This is a genomic window from Bacillus sp. FSL K6-3312, from assembly GCF_038007485.1.
Classification (GTDB): domain Bacteria; phylum Bacillota; class Bacilli; order Bacillales; family Bacillaceae; genus Bacillus; species Bacillus pumilus.
Window position 1 is genome coordinate 1357731 of record NZ_JBBOXI010000001.1, and the last position, 14777, is coordinate 1372507.

Sequence of the window (14777 nt, forward strand, 5' to 3'; positions counted from 1 at the left end):
AGGGCTCATTTTTTTCTTGCATTCATTTGTTTGATCGTTTCACCTGGAACCAATTCAGGTTCATAAAAGGTTTGATGAGGGAGATTCTTTTTCCCTTGCACTTTTTTTATCATCCAGTCTGCTGCATCCCTACCCATTTGCTCCTGAGGGTGCGTCAGTGTTGTTAGCTTCACATTGGCATTTTTCTGGGCAATATACGAATTGTCCTGTCCAATAATGGAGAGGTCCTCTGGAATGGACAGCCCGATGTCACTGCATACATTGGCAACTTCTAATCCAACCTCATCGTTATAGCAAACAAGGGCAGTCAGCTCATGCTGATGCTTTAATAAGAAAGTTTTAATATCATCCCCCAAATGCTGCTTCGATTCTGTATCGAAAAAGAGGACGTGCTCAGGTAAAAAATTAAGCTTCGCTTCACCGAGCGCTTGAATATAGCCTTTCATTCGGTACTTTCCCTGTAAATCATCTGTTTTTGAGATCAGGCCGATTTGCTGATGTCCTGAGGTGATCAGCTCTTTTGTGGCTAAATAACTGGACTTCACATCATCCAAGCAGAGAAAAGGAACCTCTAACTGCTCATAATAGGCATTGATCATAATGAGCGGTACATCCTGTTCTTTAAAGGATAAGTAGTACGAGATGTTTGGGTTATATAAATTACTTTTCGTCGGCTCGACAATGAGTCCGTCCACACCAAAGGACAGCATCATTTCGAGCGCTTTTTTCTCCTGTTCTACATCATTATTTGTACTCGCCAGTAACAACGAATAGTTCTCTTCGTTTAATCGGCTTTCAATGCCTCGAATGATGGAAGGGAAAATGTAATCGGATATGTATGTCGTGATAACCCCAATCGTTTTCATATGCGCATGTCCCGCAGGCTTTGTTTGATATTGATTGGTCACAAATGTGCCTGAACCTTTCTCACTTCGCAAAAAACCTTCGCTCGACAATTCTAAGATGGCCTTTCGAACTGTATGCCTGCTCACTTGATACATCTCCTGCAGGCTTGATTCAGTTGGAATACGTTCCCCGATCCGGTAATCCCCTGTAAGTATTTTGCTTTTTATATCATCGATAATGATCTGGTACTTCTTTTTCATCGTTTCACTTCTTTCTCAGTTGATCATCTACTCGAATTGAGAAGAAATTGTATGGACATATTTTAACATGGTTGTCGAATCAAAAACAGGCGCTTTCCCTTTCTGACGTTTCAGCTTTAGAAAAGTGCAGGTTTTTGTCATATTGTGTATGTACAACTATATTTATTATTGACATATGTACGTACAAATATTATATTGTGAATGTGCACAGAGAATCAATGAATCTAGAAAACGAAAATTGAAACCGCTATCAATCATGGAGGTGAACGCAGAATGAATCATGAAGAGACGACCAAAGCCTTAAAAGAAGGACGGACATCTTTAGGGATTGAATTTGGTTCAACACGAATTAAAGCCATTTTAATAGATGAAGCGTTTCAGCCAATTGCCCAAGGTGCATTTGAATGGGAAAGTTCTCTCCAGGAAGGAATTTGGACGTACAATTTAATTGATATCATTACAGGTCTTCAAGTAGCGTACCGAGAGATGAAAGAGCAAGTCGAGCAAAGGTATGGAGTGACCATTCAAACCATTGGCTCAATTGGGGTATCAGCTATGATGCATGGCTATGTGGCATGTGATCATACAGGAGAGGTACTCGTTCCGTTTCGCACATGGCGGAATGCAACAACCATTGAGGCGAGTCAAAAACTGACGAATGTCTTCCAATTTCATATTCCAGAAAGATGGAGCATTGCCCATTTGTATCAAGCCATATTAGAAGAGGAAAAACATCTTTCCCGTTTAGAATATATGACCACTCTATCAGGATACATTCACTGGCTTTTAACAGGAAAGCAGGCCATTGGCATTGGAGATGCATCTGGCATGTTCCCAATTGATGAACAAACGAAAGATTACAATGAAGAAATGCTTCATCAATTTGAAGACTTGATCGCAGAAAAAGGCTATCCGTGGAAGCTCCGTCACCTTCTGCCGCATGTTTATTTAGCAGGCGAGGAGGCTGGCGTGTTAACGGCAGCAGGAGCAGCCATTTTAGATCAAGGCAAACACTTACAGCCAGGGATTCCATTTTGCCCCCCGGAAGGTGACGCCGGAACGGGCATGGTGGCAACAAACAGTGTAGAAAAACGGACAGGGAACATTTCAGTTGGGACATCTGTTTTTGCCATGATTGTGCTAGAGCAGGAGCTAAAGGGTGTGTATCCAGAAGTGGATATGGTCACAACGCCGGACGGACTGCCAGTTGCAATGGTTCATGCGAACAACTGTACAAGTGACTTAAATGCTTGGATGAATATCTTTAGAGAGGCATTTGACGCACTAGGCGTGCAAGTGTCGTCAGAAAAGGTATACGAAGCCTTATTACAGCAGGCGTTAGAAGCAGATCGAGATGGCGGCGGGCTCTTAAGCTATGGCTATTATTCTGGTGAAAATATTACAAGACTGCCAGAAGGAAGACCTCTTTTTGTCAGATCAGCTGAAAGCCGCTTTAATCTGGCTAACTTCATGCGTACCCATCTTTTTTCTGCTTTTGGCGCAATGAAAATAGGGATGGACCGTTTAAAAGAACATGAACAGGTTGCGATTGATCGGTTATTAGGGCATGGAGGGTTATTTAAAACACCGCTCGTTGGTCAAAAAATGGTGGCAGCAGCGCTTGATACACCTGTATCAGTCGTTTCTACTGCGGGAGAAGGCGGTGCGTTTGGAATGGCTGTCCTCGCTTCCTATATGGTCCATCATCAAAAGCAAACATTGGCTGAATTTCTCACGCATCAAGTGTTTGCCCATACATCAGAAGAACTGATAGAACCCGATCCACTTGATGTCAAAGGCTTTGGCGAATTTTTAAAGCGCTATCAAGACGGCCTTCCGATTGAAGAGGCGGCAGTAGCATATCTGATGTCAAAGAAAGGAGTGACAACCGTATGTTAGAACGCTTAAAAGAAGAAGTATACGAAGCCAATTTAGATTTGCCGAAATACGGACTTGTGAAATTCACATGGGGCAATGTCAGTGCGTGTGATCGTGACAGCGGTCTATTTGTTATTAAGCCTAGCGGTATAGCGTATGACCAATTATCAGCAAAAGACATGGTTGTGGTCGACTTTGACGGTGAAGTAGTGGAAGGGGAATACAGCCCTTCATCAGATACTGCAACACATGCTGTCCTTTACAAACACTTTGAGGAAATTGGCGGTATATCACATAGCCATTCCATGTGGGCAACCGTTTGGGCGCAGGCAGGTCTCGATTTACAGGCAATGGGCACAACACATGCCGATACATTTTACGGCGCTGTTCCGTGTGCTCGATTTCTGACAGAAGAAGAAGTGAATCGTGGTTATGAGGTAGAAACGGGCCGGCTGATCATCGAAACGTTTGAGAAAAGAAACTTAGATGTGATGGCGGTGCCGGGTGTATTGCTTCAAGGCCACGGCCCATTTACGTGGGGGAAAGATGCAAAAAGTGCGGTCACAAACAGTGTGATTTTAGATGAAGTCGCCAAAATGAATTTGTTTGCAAAGCAATTAAATGAATACGCAGAACCTCTTCCGCAGCGAATTTTAGATAAACATTACTTAAGAAAACACGGAGAACATGCGTATTACGGACAAAAACCTTCAAGATAAAGAAAAGAGGGATATCTATGTTAACAAGTCAACATAAAGAATGCTGGTTTATTGTCGGATCACAGCATTTATACGGAGATGAAGCACTGCAGAAAGTAAAAGCAGATGCACAAAAAATGACGGATGCCTTAAATGAGAGTGGTTTACTTCCTTATCCAGTGATCCTTCAGGAGCTGGCTGTCAGCGCGGATCAAATCACAAAGCTGATGAAAGAGGTCAATTATCGTGATGAGGTTGTCGGCGTCATGACGTGGATGCATACATTTTCACCGGCAAAAATGTGGATACGCGGGACCAATCTTTTGCAGAAGCCTCTTTTGCATCTTGTCACACAGTATTATGAAAAGATTCCGTGGGACACGATCGATATGGACTATATGAATCTTCATCAATCTGCCCATGGAGACAGAGAATATGGCTATATCAATGCACGTTTAAATAAACAAAACCAAATTGTTGCCGGTCATTGGTCTAAGCCGGATGTGCAGCAGCAAATCGCTGAATGGATGGACGTGGCAGCTGCCTATCATGAAAGCTTTCAGATTAAAGTGGCTAGGTTTGGTGACAACATGCGCCACGTGGCTGTCACAGAAGGCGATAAAATTGAAGCCCAGATTCAACTAGGGTGGACTGTTGATTACTTTGGCATAGGCGATCTCGTCGAATATGTGAGTGCAGTAGAAGAAGCAGAGGTAGATGCGTTATTTGCGGAATATTTAACGCAATATGATGTGGATTATGGAACGTATTCAGTTGAAGATTGGGAAAAAAGTGTCAAGGTGCAAGCCCGATATGAGATTGCCATCCAACGCTTTTTAGATGAAGGCGGCTACAATGCCTTTACGACGAACTTTGAAGATTTACATGGAATGAAGCAGCTGCCAGGACTTGCGGTACAGCGGCTGATGGCAAAAGGGTATGGCTTTGCCGGGGAAGGCGATTGGAAAACGGCTGCACTGGACCGGTTATTAAAGGTGATGAGTCATCATCAATCCACTGGTTTTATGGAGGACTACACGTATGAAATGACCTCTGGGCAGGAAGCAGTGCTGCAATCTCATATGTTAGAAGTAGATCCGGCGCTTGCCCATACGAAACCTGTCATTGTCGTATCTCCGCTTGGAATCGGAAACAGGGAAGATCCAGCTCGCCTTGTGTTTGATGGAAAAGCAGGGGAAGGTGTTGTTGTTTCTATTGCTGATTTTGGGACTCATTTCAAATGGCTCATACAAGAAGTCGAAGCTTTTGAGCCGGAGGAAGCAGCACCTCATTTACCGGTTGCACGTGTGCTCTGGAAAATCAAGCCGAATTTTCAGGACGGCGTCAAAGCATGGATTAAGCAAGGCGGGGGTCATCATACAGTCGTATCCCTCAATTTAACGGTTGATCAAATTGTTCATTTTGCAAAGCTTGTGAGTGCAGAGTATGTGGTTTTATAGAAGGGTGAAAGGTCTTCTACTGGGTGCAGTAGAAGCACGGGATGAAATGAAAGCGGTTAATTAAGTGAGGGGGTCATCCACTTGGAGAAAAAAGTGTCAAGCAAATTTATCTTCTTTTTCGGGTCCTTTGCAGGCATCTTATTCGGATATGATATTGGGATTATTGCAGGGGCGGAAGGACATATTCAGCAAGAATTTCAGCTCAGCCCATTATGGCTTGGAATTGTCGTCTCTTCATTAATGGGCGGGGCGATTATCGGTTCCATTTTAAGCGGTCTGTTAGGGGATAAATTTGGCCGCAGAAAGCTTATTTTGGTCTCATCCGTTATCTTTTTTGTCGGAGCGATCGGATCAGCTATCGCACCAGAAGAGATCTCATTAACCATTGCACGTATCTTTTTAGGGACAGCCGTAGGAACAGCCTCATCTTTGGTGCCGGCATACATGTCTGAAATTGCTCCTGCTAAAATCCGCGGAAAATTGTCTGGGCTCAATCAGCTCATGATCGTAAGCGGACTATTGCTGAGCTATATTGTTGCATTTGTGTTTGAACCTGTTCCAGACAGCTGGCGCTGGATGCTCGGTAGTGCCGCTTTATTTGCCATCGTACTTTATATTGGTATGCTGAAGCTTCCTGAATCTCCGAGATATTTAATTAAACACGGAATGGCTCATAAAGCACGGGAAGTATTAGGATCACTGCGCTCTTCTGATGATGAAATTGAAGCAGAGATGCAGGAAATTTTAGAAGTCGCGAAAGAAGAACGCTCTGGTATTCGCGAATTGTTCCAAAAGAAATTCAGAATGGCTCTTTTCATAGGGGTTGGGATGGCGACCCTTCAGCAAATTCAAGGGGCGAACTCCATTGTGTATTATGCAACGAGTATTGCTCGGAATGTAGGGCTTGCACCTCAGGTTGCCGCAGGTTTTACAGTCATTGTCGGTGTCATTTTTGTCGTCACCACCGTGATCTTTTTACAATTTGTTGACCGGTTCGACCGCCGAACGATTCTCACCGTAGGGGGAACGGGCATGGCCCTTTCTTTCTTTGCACCAGCCGCATTAGGTGCACTTGGCGTGAGTGAAGGGATTTTAAACTGGGTGACATTGATTTCACTTTGCTGCTTTATCTTGTGCTACGCCTTCTCATGGGCACCGATCACGTGGATCATCATCGGCGAAATCTTCCCGCTTTCTGTCAGAGGTATCGGCGCAGGTATTTCATCTGCCTTTAACTGGACGGGATCGTTAGCCGTTGGACTCGTGTTCCCTATTCTGGCAGATAAATTCAGCTTTGGGGTCATTTTCTCCTCATTTGGTGTCATCTGCTTAATCGGACTATTGTTCACCCGCTTTGTACTAGTTGAAACAAAAGGAAGAAGCTTAGAGCAAATCGAAACCGATATGGCAGCACGAGTATAAAGAAAACCCTCGCATTCGGTGTCAGTCCTGCGTGCTGATGCTCACGAATGTCGAATTCGCTCCGCGCCAGTACTCGTCCTTCCTAGGGATGCAAAGGTTTTCTATCACGCTGAAAAGAAGACAAAGGGCTAAAATCAAGATCATTTTAGCCCTTTGTCAACAATCTGAAACCCACTATCCATAGGATAGTGGGTTTTTTACTCAAGCGTCTGTTTTAGCTCATCTGGCAATAAATCAATCAATTGATCATAAGAAGATAAATCCAGCACTTCAAGCAGCGCATAATATTTTGCATAAACCTCACTCAGCTGATCAGGATGATTCGTTTCATATCGATTCAAATGCATTTGAGTCAGTTCAAGTGCAATGTCTAGCTTGTTTCGTTCGATTGGTTGTGTCGTATTGATCATATCGTTCACCTCGTGTTTGATGATGAGTGAAGGTTATGGGGCGGTACCGCAGCTAATCTTATATTCATTTTCCTCGACCTTTTTCGAATAGCAGACAGAAGGTGTCATCCCTGTTTCACTTTTCCAAGCCTGCCAGTAAACATCATAAAGCTGACCATACTCAGGATCTTTGTACTTCGTTTTTTTCAAAATAGCAAAATAGCTTTGGTAAGGGTATCCTTCTTGGTAAATTGATTTCCGGATAGCGCCTTTTTCGGTTGAATTTGTGAAGATCATAGGTGATAGCATTGGAAGAGCAATGATGATGACAATAAATGTCATGAATAAAAAGAGTTTATGTTTTGTTTTCATAGATGTCCTTTCTGCGCAAGATATCATTTGTATAATATGTTAAAAATGACCTTTTGTAAAGAAAGAGAAAACGAGATGAATAGTGGATTTTTTAAAAAATAGACAAGCATCTAATCACGAATGACGTTTCTTACATACGATAGAGTGTAAGTGAAAGACAAATTGAAGGGGTGTTGAGATGAGCCGGAATCGATTAGATGATTTTTTCTTTGGGCCTCGCAGAGGAAACCATGGAGGAGATGAAACGGTTGTTTTCCCCACACGTCAAATTGTCAACACAAGAACGAATGAACAAACCGTTAGAAAAATTCATCCAACGCATATCACAAACGTCAATAAAAATATCAAAAGAATTGAAAACTACTATCCTGTCACTGAGTCGACTCATAACGAGTATATCGTGAAAGAATACGATTGCGGCAGTGATATCAAAAACCCTTGCTGCCGTCCAGTGAAACGCTGTAAGTGGTAATGAAGGGGGCATCCTTTTATGGGATGCCTCAGATTGTAGAGAAACTCATGTTTTTCTACAATCTTTTTTATTTTCATCGTAATGATGATGGATGAGATTAAAGAAAAAGGCCTCCCACACACCTAGCCTAGCTTCGCTAGGTGTGTGGCAATCTTCTTCATGTTCTGACAGGCAGCTGTGAGAAGCACTTGCTCACTCACATTTTGTTTTCCCCTCAACCGGCAGTAGCGAAGCCCATGCAGTTGTTTTGAATCTGCAAAGCTTCGCTCTATTTTTTCTTTTCTTTTTTTATATAGCTCTTTTCCAGAAGCAGACAGACGATTTTGTCTGATCTTTTCTTTATGTTCTTCCCATACATGTCTTGAGATCACTTTTTGATGATTTTTCGACCTTGTACAGCTCTCTAGGAAAGGACACGATACGCATTTTTTAGGGTCTGATTTGTAGAATCGATAACCTTTTCGATCAGTTGTTGTATATAATAGCTTCTCGCCATTTGGGCATATGTAGTGATCATGTTCAGAATCATACTGAAATTTCCATTTCTCAAATAATCCTCTTGTTGGATGAAAGCGTCTATGTGCGATGACACCAAAAATACGGCGATCGGATAAACCTTTACAGATTGGGGTTGTCAAATAACCAGAATCAAGGGCAACAGCTTCTACTTGAAAACCAAATCGGGCGATTTGGTGATCCAATCGATCAAGATACGGAACAGAGTCATGGATATTGCCGGGCGTGACATGGGCATCCGTGATGATATTGTACTTCATATCCGTTGTACGGTGGTCTAGGTAGAAAAAGCCTTCTGGCTTGTTTTCACGATAAAGATAGCCACTTTCAGGGTCAGTCGTACTTTGACGAATGTCTTTTTCCGTTTTCACCTCCTCTTTTACCTTTAAGGGCTTTTTTCCGTGTACCTCTCGATCTTCTTGGATCGCTTCTTCTAAATCATTTATATAGTTCTGAGTATCTTGTTCAATCGTTTTTCTCGTATATTTATGTTTATTGGCATTGGCTTTAAGATGAGTCGAATCAGTAAAAAGAACGCGGCCTCCTACCATATCATGATTGATGGCTTGAAGCACAATTTCATCAAAAATGTCTTGAAAAATCGTTGTATCTTTGAATCGAGTACGACGATTCCAGCTAATGGTCGAGTGGTGGGGAACGGGGTCATTGATGTTCAAACCTAAAAACCATCTATACGCCATGTTATAGTAAATTTCTTTTTCAAGTTGTCTTTCAGAACGGATACCGTACAGGTATCCGATAAACATCATTTTGAACAAAATAAGTGGATCAAGAGAAGGACGACCTTTATTCTCACTATAATAGGGTTTGACTTTATCTACGATAAATGAAAAATCAATGTACTGATCAATTTTACGAAGCAGGTGATCCTCTTCGACCAGTTGATCTAGCAATACAAATTCGGCTTCGTGCTGAGAAGAATTTCTAGTGTGGAACATGAGAAAAACACCTTCCTTTAGTATGCTTTTCTCTATTATAAAACGGGGGAATGGAAACTTTAAGGGAAAAAATAAAGCTGTCGAGATTTTCTCGACAGCCTGGGGCATCCTTTTATGGGATGCCTTTTTATTTTCAGGAGAAAAATTTTGATCAAAATCTCCTTTCAAGATAAAATTGGAAGTATCAATCATTCTGTTAGGGGCGATGTTCTGAATATTCGATTGTTAATTCCAGATGATGCTGAAGAATATGCCGCGTTGAGACTAGAAGCACTACGATTACATCCAGAGGACTTTGCGATGAGTTATGAAGAAGAGCAAATCGGTACAATAGAAAAATACGCAGCTCGTTTTGCTTCGGTACAATTTACGTGGACCTTTGGTGCCTTTGATCAAGGGAAGCTTGTGGGGATGGTCACGCTCATCCAAGAAAACTTACAGAAATTAAAGCACCGAGCGAATGTGGCGGCGATGTATGTTACAGCGGGTGCCCGCGGAAAAGGAGTAGGCAAGGCCTTGATAATGGAAGTTCTTTCATTCGCCGGAAAACGACACGACATCGAGCAAATGTATTTATCAGTCGTGACGACCAATCACTCAGCCAAACGCTTGTATCGCTCTATTGGATTTGAGTCATACGCGCTTGAAGAAAAAGCACTAAAATGGCCTGATCATACATATGTAGATGAGGAAAAAATGGTTTTATTTTTATGATAGTCTGGAGGAGATAAAAGTGGATCAACAGACCATACGCATCATGTTAGCAGCAGGACCAAATAGTGAGCTGGAATCTTTTGCGCTGCGTGCAGCACTTGAAAACTTCGGCGTAAAAGTCGATATGCAATGGATCGGAAGACCAAATGACCTGATCAATGTGTTATCTGGAAAAAATAGAGGAGAAATCGATTACATTCTTCTATCGTTTCATGGGGAAGAAGGAGCATTTCTCATGCCAGAATTAGGGGAAGATGTATACGAAGATGGAGAGCCTAGAGGCGCTGCTTTTGGAGCGGATGAAATCAAGCAGTATGCTTCATTAAAAGGGGTTCACGTTATTTCTACAGGTTGCACACTAGGTGAGAAAAAATTAGCAGATGCCTTCTTAGAAGCAGGTGCCATGTCCTATATAGCGCCGGATGATTACATTGATGGAGATGCGGCATTTATCTTTGTATTGACCTTACTTTATGAGCGCTTAAACAATACAAAGACGGTCAGAGCGGCTTTTGATCGAGCGAGTTCGATTGATGAAGAAACGAAATTATTTCAACTATATATGCAAAAATAATGTTAGGGCTGAGAAATCAAGCCCTTTTTCTATTCCTCTTTTAAATTGTGTCTAAAGTGTGACAAGTTTGTTTTTTGAAAACTAAATTGGGTTCACGCAAAGTCTATCCTACAAACACACGTCATCAAGGCATGACGCCATCACGAGAGGGGAATTATTGTGTCAATGAAATGGAAAATCAGTCTCGTCCTATGCGGACTTGCAATCATCATCGGAATTGCTGCATTTTATCATAATCAGCAGGCAAGTGGGACGGAGAAGAAGAAAGTAGAACAAGATGCGAGCTATAAAGAAGTGGAAATAGTCACCCTCGTGAATGACGGGAGATACATGAGATATGCAGTCAACTATCCGGTGTTTCATCAAAAAAAGCTAGATCAAGAGATGAAAAGATTTGCAGAAACAGCGCTAGACAAATTCAAAACATCATTTAGCGAAGCGAGCGATGTCGATGAAGAGAATCGATACGAATTAAATATAGATTACGAGATTATTCATTATGCAAAGCAAACCGTTGCGATTAAATTCAATACATATGAATTGAAAGGCGGAGTAAAAGGCGCACATCAAACGAAGTTGTTCAATTTTGATTTCAAGAAACAGCATTTTTTATCAATAGATGATTTATTTTTATCAAAGAAAGAAAATCTGCAAAAACTGTCACATATGACATTTGATGAATTAAAAAAAGATCGCACTTTTGCTGAAAATGAGCATTTGCTCAAACAAGGAACGTCTCCTGCGGCAGAGCATTATCAGTATTTTGCCATCAAGGATCGTTTTATTGAATTCTACTTTCCAGCAGGGCAAATCGTACCAGACAAACAAGGCCCTCAAGTGCTGGCGATTAAAAAAACAGTGCTTAAAGGAATGTTAAAACCAGAATATATCAATAAAGAAAAGAACAAAAACGAGAAAAAAGAACCAATTCCAAAAAGAAAAATCGTAAAACTGCCAAAACAGTCAGCATTCAACCCAAATCAAAAAGCCATTGCCCTGACATTTGACGATGGACCAAATCCATCTACGACCTCAAAAATTTTAAAAGCCTTAAAAGAAAACAAAGGACATGCGACATTTTTTGTATTAGGCAGCAGGGTTCAATATTACCCCGATATGCTAGGTGAGATCAGAAAGGGTGGGAATGAAATCGGAAATCATTCCTATAGCCATCCTTTACTCACAAGACTGCCATTAAAACAAGCCGTCAAACAAGTAGAAGAGACCCAGCAAATCATTGAAAAAGCTGGCGGGTTCACACCGACACACTTTAGACCGCCATATGGAGGAACAAACGGGCAAATTAACGCGGCTGTCAACATGAAAGTCACGCTTTGGGACGTAGATCCTGAAGACTGGAAATATCGCAACAGCCAGTATGTCGCGAGCTACATTCTCACACATGCGTCTAGCGGAGAAACCGTCTTAATGCACGACATCTATGACACCTCGGCAAACGCAGCTGTCACGATTATCAAGGAATTAACCAAACAAGGATATCAATTATTAACAGTTTCAGAGCTTGAGCAGTGGAAGGAAGCGCGGGCGAAGAAAGGTGAATTGAATACGTAATGATCATGCGAATCTTAGTGGATTCGCATCTTTTTTTAAAGCCAATTATGAAAATAAAGGGAAATGATGTTAAAATGAGTGTGGAAAGGGAGGGCTTCGGATGGTATTGATGAGGTTGATCAGCCTATATATGCTGACAGCGTTTTGTTTGGGTTTTATCGTCAATTATGTACCTGGTTTGATGCTGCCCATCTATATTCTTGCGATGATCGGGCTCATTTTATGTCTCGTTCATATTGCGCTGCATTATATTCGTCGAATCAGATATATGTTGCTTCATGAAAAACGGTAAGAATTCTCTAATTGCTTTCTCTAAAAAACTTCCCTCTAAATGAGAGAAGTTTTTATTTTTTCGGTTTTTGATGTTCTAACAGTTGTATGATTTTCTCGTTTGACTCTTTCATTTGTCTTAATAAAGAAACGATATTCCCAGTAATCCCAATGAGGACAATAAGTAAAATGATGATGATCCACATGCTATGGCCTCCTATCTGCTCACGAATGCTGTTTTGCTTCCTTATCCATTACCTTGTCAAGGATACAGTATAATGAATGTATTGAAATGAACAGTTCGTGCTATTTATTCGACAATAGATGTGAACAGAGAATGATTGAGGGGGATTCATTTGAAACGAGTAGACGTAGTATCAGCTATTATTTATGATGAGGAAGAAAATATGTTAATGGTCAAAAACGTAAAGGGATATTGGGAAGTTCCTGGTGGTGCTGTAGAAAAAGGAGAACACCTGCATCAAGCCGTGATTCGCGAGGTGAAAGAAGAGACAGGGTATGTTTGCAAAGTAAATGAACTTCATTCGGTTCGAGAAGCATACTTTCAAGACAAAAAGCATCATGCGCTGATGATCACCTTCTTTGCCGAAATCACCGGAGGACAAATGAGTATTCTCGATCCGGATGATGATATCGAAGAAGTAAAATGGGTCAGCAAGCAAACTTTTCAAAATCTAAACCCCAAGCTATATAACTGGCTAAAATTAAACGAAGAACCACAAACTTTTTATCAATTTGAAGGAAATAGAACAGTTGGTTAACAAGCTGATATAGGTATGAAGGAGTGCGGCCCTACAGGAGCTCCAGTAGAAAATCCGGGAGAAGAATTCATGAAAAGAATTTTCTTTCAGGAGGGTGAAGAGTATTGGAAACAAGGTAACGGGGAATTTTCTATTGAGATAGAAGAAGAGTGGGAATGTGAAAGTCTAGTTTTCTTTTATACGGAACCGTAGGGTTTCTTGATCATGAGGTATCCAAATTTTTTGGTTCCTTTTAAAAAGGGAGAAAAAATTGAAACGATCGAGCATTTGGTCGCAGGAGCCCCATTGTATGTGCCGTCGTGCAGCTATATTAATCGGGATCAAGTATATCAAATCGTTCATCATTTTTTGACGACAAAAACGGTTCCTGATTTTGTTGAATGGGTCGAGTTGAGGGATATTGATTTTCAGAAGGATATGAAAAGTTAGGGGCGCAAGATGAAAGTGAGTACAGAAGAAAAATTACATAGTTTAGATGATACTATGCATTTACATGTAGGATATTATGAACATGGTTTTGATTATGAAGGCGTATTTTTTAAGAGTTTAGAAACAGGGAGATGGCTCTTGTTTTTTGATCAAAAAAGTTATGGGGTAACGCTTTTAAAGGAATATGAGAAATGGAATGATCTAGGGTTATTGATTGGAGAATATCTGATTGAAGATGACCAAATTGAGGTGGAAGGTCATAAGCTTTTTGAGCGTTTCTTAAAAGAAAACAGCATAGTGAAATAAATGAGGATAAAACATGACATAATTTTCTTTTGTGTATGTGGGCTATATTGTGATGTTCAAATAAAAACAGACCCAACAAGGTCTGTTTTTATTAGTAGTTGGAAAAAGTTCACTTCCCCTTCTCCCGCTTCCGTTTCTCCTTCTCCGCCCGGTAAAACTCATGAAACATCTTCATCAGCGCCCGCTTCTCAATCCGGGACACATAGCTCCGCGATATCCCAAGCTCCTTCGCTATTTCCCGCTGCGTTTTTTCTTTCTTTAAATCAAGGCCAAATCGGCCGACGATCACTTCTTTTTCCCGGCCGTCGAGAATGTCGATATACTCCTTTACTTTTTCAAGCTCCATGTTGAGCTGAATCGTATCAATCACATCTTCATTTTCGGATTTTAAGACATCAATTAAAGAAATTTCATTGCCTTCTTTATCCTGACCAATGGGGTCATGCAAGGAGACATCCTTTTTTGTTTTTTTGAGCGCGCGTAAATGCATCAGAATTTCATTTTCAATACACCGCGCTGCATACGTTGCCAGCTTTGTTCCTTTTCCAGAGGAATAGCTTTCGATGGCTTTAATGAGTCCGATCGTCCCGATGGAGATGAGGTCTTCAGCGTCTTCCCCGGTATTTTCAAATTTCTTGACAATATGGGCGACGAGCCGAAGGTTATGTTCAATCAGCATATTTCTTGCGTGTTCATCGCCCTGTGCCATAAGGGCTAAGTATTTTTTTTCATCATCTCCCGAAAGGGGCTGTGGAAAGGCATTGTTTTTGACATAGGACACTAAGAACACTAATTCTTTGACCATCAATCCCATCGCTGTAAATACTCCTGCCACGATTTTCACCTCCACCATGTTTA

17 protein-coding genes and 1 pseudogene are annotated in these 14777 nt (G+C 41.4%); 12 read left to right on the top strand and 6 right to left on the bottom strand.

The features are described from left to right. Positions 1-5: 5 nt before the first annotated feature. Positions 6-1106, bottom strand: coding sequence for a GntR family transcriptional regulator (locus MHI11_RS06790; RefSeq protein ID WP_044139549.1), 1101 nt, complete (start codon positions 1104-1106; stop codon positions 6-8). Between the two features lie 273 nt (positions 1107-1379). Between MHI11_RS06790 and MHI11_RS06795 the strand changes: the two genes are divergently transcribed. The 4 genes from MHI11_RS06795 to MHI11_RS06810 all read left to right on the top strand — a co-directional run bounded on the left by MHI11_RS06795 (position 1380) and on the right by MHI11_RS06810 (position 6564). After that, positions 1380-3005, top strand: a complete 1626-nt coding sequence (locus MHI11_RS06795; RefSeq protein ID WP_340960740.1) for a xylulokinase — start codon at positions 1380-1382, stop codon at positions 3003-3005. Continuing rightward, on the top strand, positions 2999-3703 hold the full coding sequence (locus MHI11_RS06800; protein WP_106029116.1) for an L-ribulose-5-phosphate 4-epimerase: 705 nt from the start codon (positions 2999-3001) through the stop codon (positions 3701-3703). The genes MHI11_RS06795 and MHI11_RS06800 overlap by 7 nt, the downstream gene beginning before the upstream one ends. A 17-nt stretch (positions 3704-3720) precedes the next feature. Continuing rightward, positions 3721-5142 (top strand): L-arabinose isomerase, encoded by a 1422-nt coding sequence (araA, locus tag MHI11_RS06805; protein ID WP_340960741.1) that lies wholly within the window; start codon positions 3721-3723, stop codon positions 5140-5142. A gap of 81 nt (positions 5143-5223) precedes the next feature. Next, the gene (locus MHI11_RS06810) at positions 5224-6564 is read left to right on the top strand and encodes a sugar porter family MFS transporter (RefSeq protein WP_340960742.1); all 1341 of its coding nucleotides are present in this window, start codon (positions 5224-5226) and stop codon (positions 6562-6564) included. Positions 6565-6761: 197 nt separating this feature from the next. On the opposite strand, the gene MHI11_RS06815 is transcribed toward MHI11_RS06810, so the two are convergent. Together MHI11_RS06815 and MHI11_RS06820 are read right to left on the bottom strand one after the other, a co-directional pair. Next, positions 6762-6974 (bottom strand): hypothetical protein, encoded by a 213-nt coding sequence (locus tag MHI11_RS06815; protein WP_044139544.1) that lies wholly within the window; start codon positions 6972-6974, stop codon positions 6762-6764. A gap of 33 nt (positions 6975-7007) precedes the next feature. Then, positions 7008-7325: a hypothetical protein gene (locus MHI11_RS06820; protein ID WP_340960743.1), complete on the bottom strand. Its 318-nt coding sequence runs from the start codon at positions 7323-7325 to the stop codon at positions 7008-7010. A gap of 178 nt (positions 7326-7503) precedes the next feature. Here MHI11_RS06820 and MHI11_RS06825 point away from each other — a divergent pair, with 178 nt between their 5' ends. Next, positions 7504-7797: a spore coat protein gene (locus MHI11_RS06825; RefSeq protein ID WP_340960744.1), complete on the top strand. Its 294-nt coding sequence runs from the start codon at positions 7504-7506 to the stop codon at positions 7795-7797. Between the two features lie 122 nt (positions 7798-7919). Here MHI11_RS06825 and MHI11_RS06830 read toward each other — a convergent pair whose 3' ends face one another. Further along, a complete protein-coding gene (locus MHI11_RS06830) occupies positions 7920-9272 on the bottom strand; it encodes an IS1182 family transposase (RefSeq protein ID WP_340960248.1) in 1353 nt (450 codons plus the stop codon). A 147-nt stretch (positions 9273-9419) separates the two neighbouring features. On the opposite strand from MHI11_RS06830, the gene MHI11_RS06835 reads away from it, so the two are divergent. From MHI11_RS06835 to MHI11_RS06850, 4 genes are all read left to right on the top strand, one after another. Then, positions 9420-9986: a GNAT family N-acetyltransferase gene (locus MHI11_RS06835; RefSeq protein WP_340960745.1), complete on the top strand. Its 567-nt coding sequence runs from the start codon at positions 9420-9422 to the stop codon at positions 9984-9986. Positions 9987-10029: 43 nt separating this feature from the next. Then, positions 10030-10560, top strand: coding sequence for a delta-aminolevulinic acid dehydratase (locus tag MHI11_RS06840; RefSeq protein WP_221450641.1), 531 nt, complete (start codon positions 10030-10032; stop codon positions 10558-10560). A 159-nt stretch (positions 10561-10719) separates the two neighbouring features. Then, positions 10720-12132 carry a polysaccharide deacetylase family protein gene (locus MHI11_RS06845; RefSeq protein ID WP_340960746.1) on the top strand — a complete coding sequence of 471 codons (1413 nt, stop codon included), beginning with the start codon at positions 10720-10722 and terminating at the stop codon, positions 12130-12132. Positions 12133-12232: 100 nt separating this feature from the next. Beyond that, the gene (locus MHI11_RS06850) at positions 12233-12424 is read left to right on the top strand and encodes a hypothetical protein (RefSeq protein ID WP_003217441.1); all 192 of its coding nucleotides are present in this window, start codon (positions 12233-12235) and stop codon (positions 12422-12424) included. A 52-nt stretch (positions 12425-12476) separates the two neighbouring features. On the opposite strand, the gene MHI11_RS06855 is transcribed toward MHI11_RS06850, so the two are convergent. Then, the gene (locus tag MHI11_RS06855; protein WP_340960747.1) at positions 12477-12608 is read right to left on the bottom strand and encodes a hypothetical protein; all 132 of its coding nucleotides are present in this window, start codon (positions 12606-12608) and stop codon (positions 12477-12479) included. A 150-nt stretch (positions 12609-12758) separates the two neighbouring features. On the opposite strand from MHI11_RS06855, the gene MHI11_RS06860 reads away from it, so the two are divergent. The 3 genes and pseudogenes from MHI11_RS06860 to MHI11_RS06870 all read left to right on the top strand — a co-directional run bounded on the left by MHI11_RS06860 (position 12759) and on the right by MHI11_RS06870 (position 13919). Next, complete coding sequence (locus MHI11_RS06860; protein WP_340960749.1) at positions 12759-13184, top strand: NUDIX hydrolase; 426 nt, start codon at positions 12759-12761, stop codon at positions 13182-13184. Positions 13185-13199: 15 nt separating this feature from the next. Then, positions 13200-13613, top strand: a pseudogene (locus MHI11_RS06865) (Imm1 family immunity protein). A 9-nt stretch (positions 13614-13622) separates the two neighbouring features. Then, complete coding sequence (locus MHI11_RS06870) at positions 13623-13919, top strand: DUF3986 family protein (RefSeq protein ID WP_319609968.1); 297 nt, start codon at positions 13623-13625, stop codon at positions 13917-13919. 109 nt (positions 13920-14028) lie between these two features. Here the strand turns inward: MHI11_RS06870 and sigK are convergent, their stop codons facing one another. After that, the gene (gene sigK / locus MHI11_RS06875) at positions 14029-14757 is read right to left on the bottom strand and encodes an RNA polymerase sporulation sigma factor SigK (RefSeq protein ID WP_034738387.1); all 729 of its coding nucleotides are present in this window, start codon (positions 14755-14757) and stop codon (positions 14029-14031) included. Positions 14758-14777 lie beyond the last annotated feature (20 nt).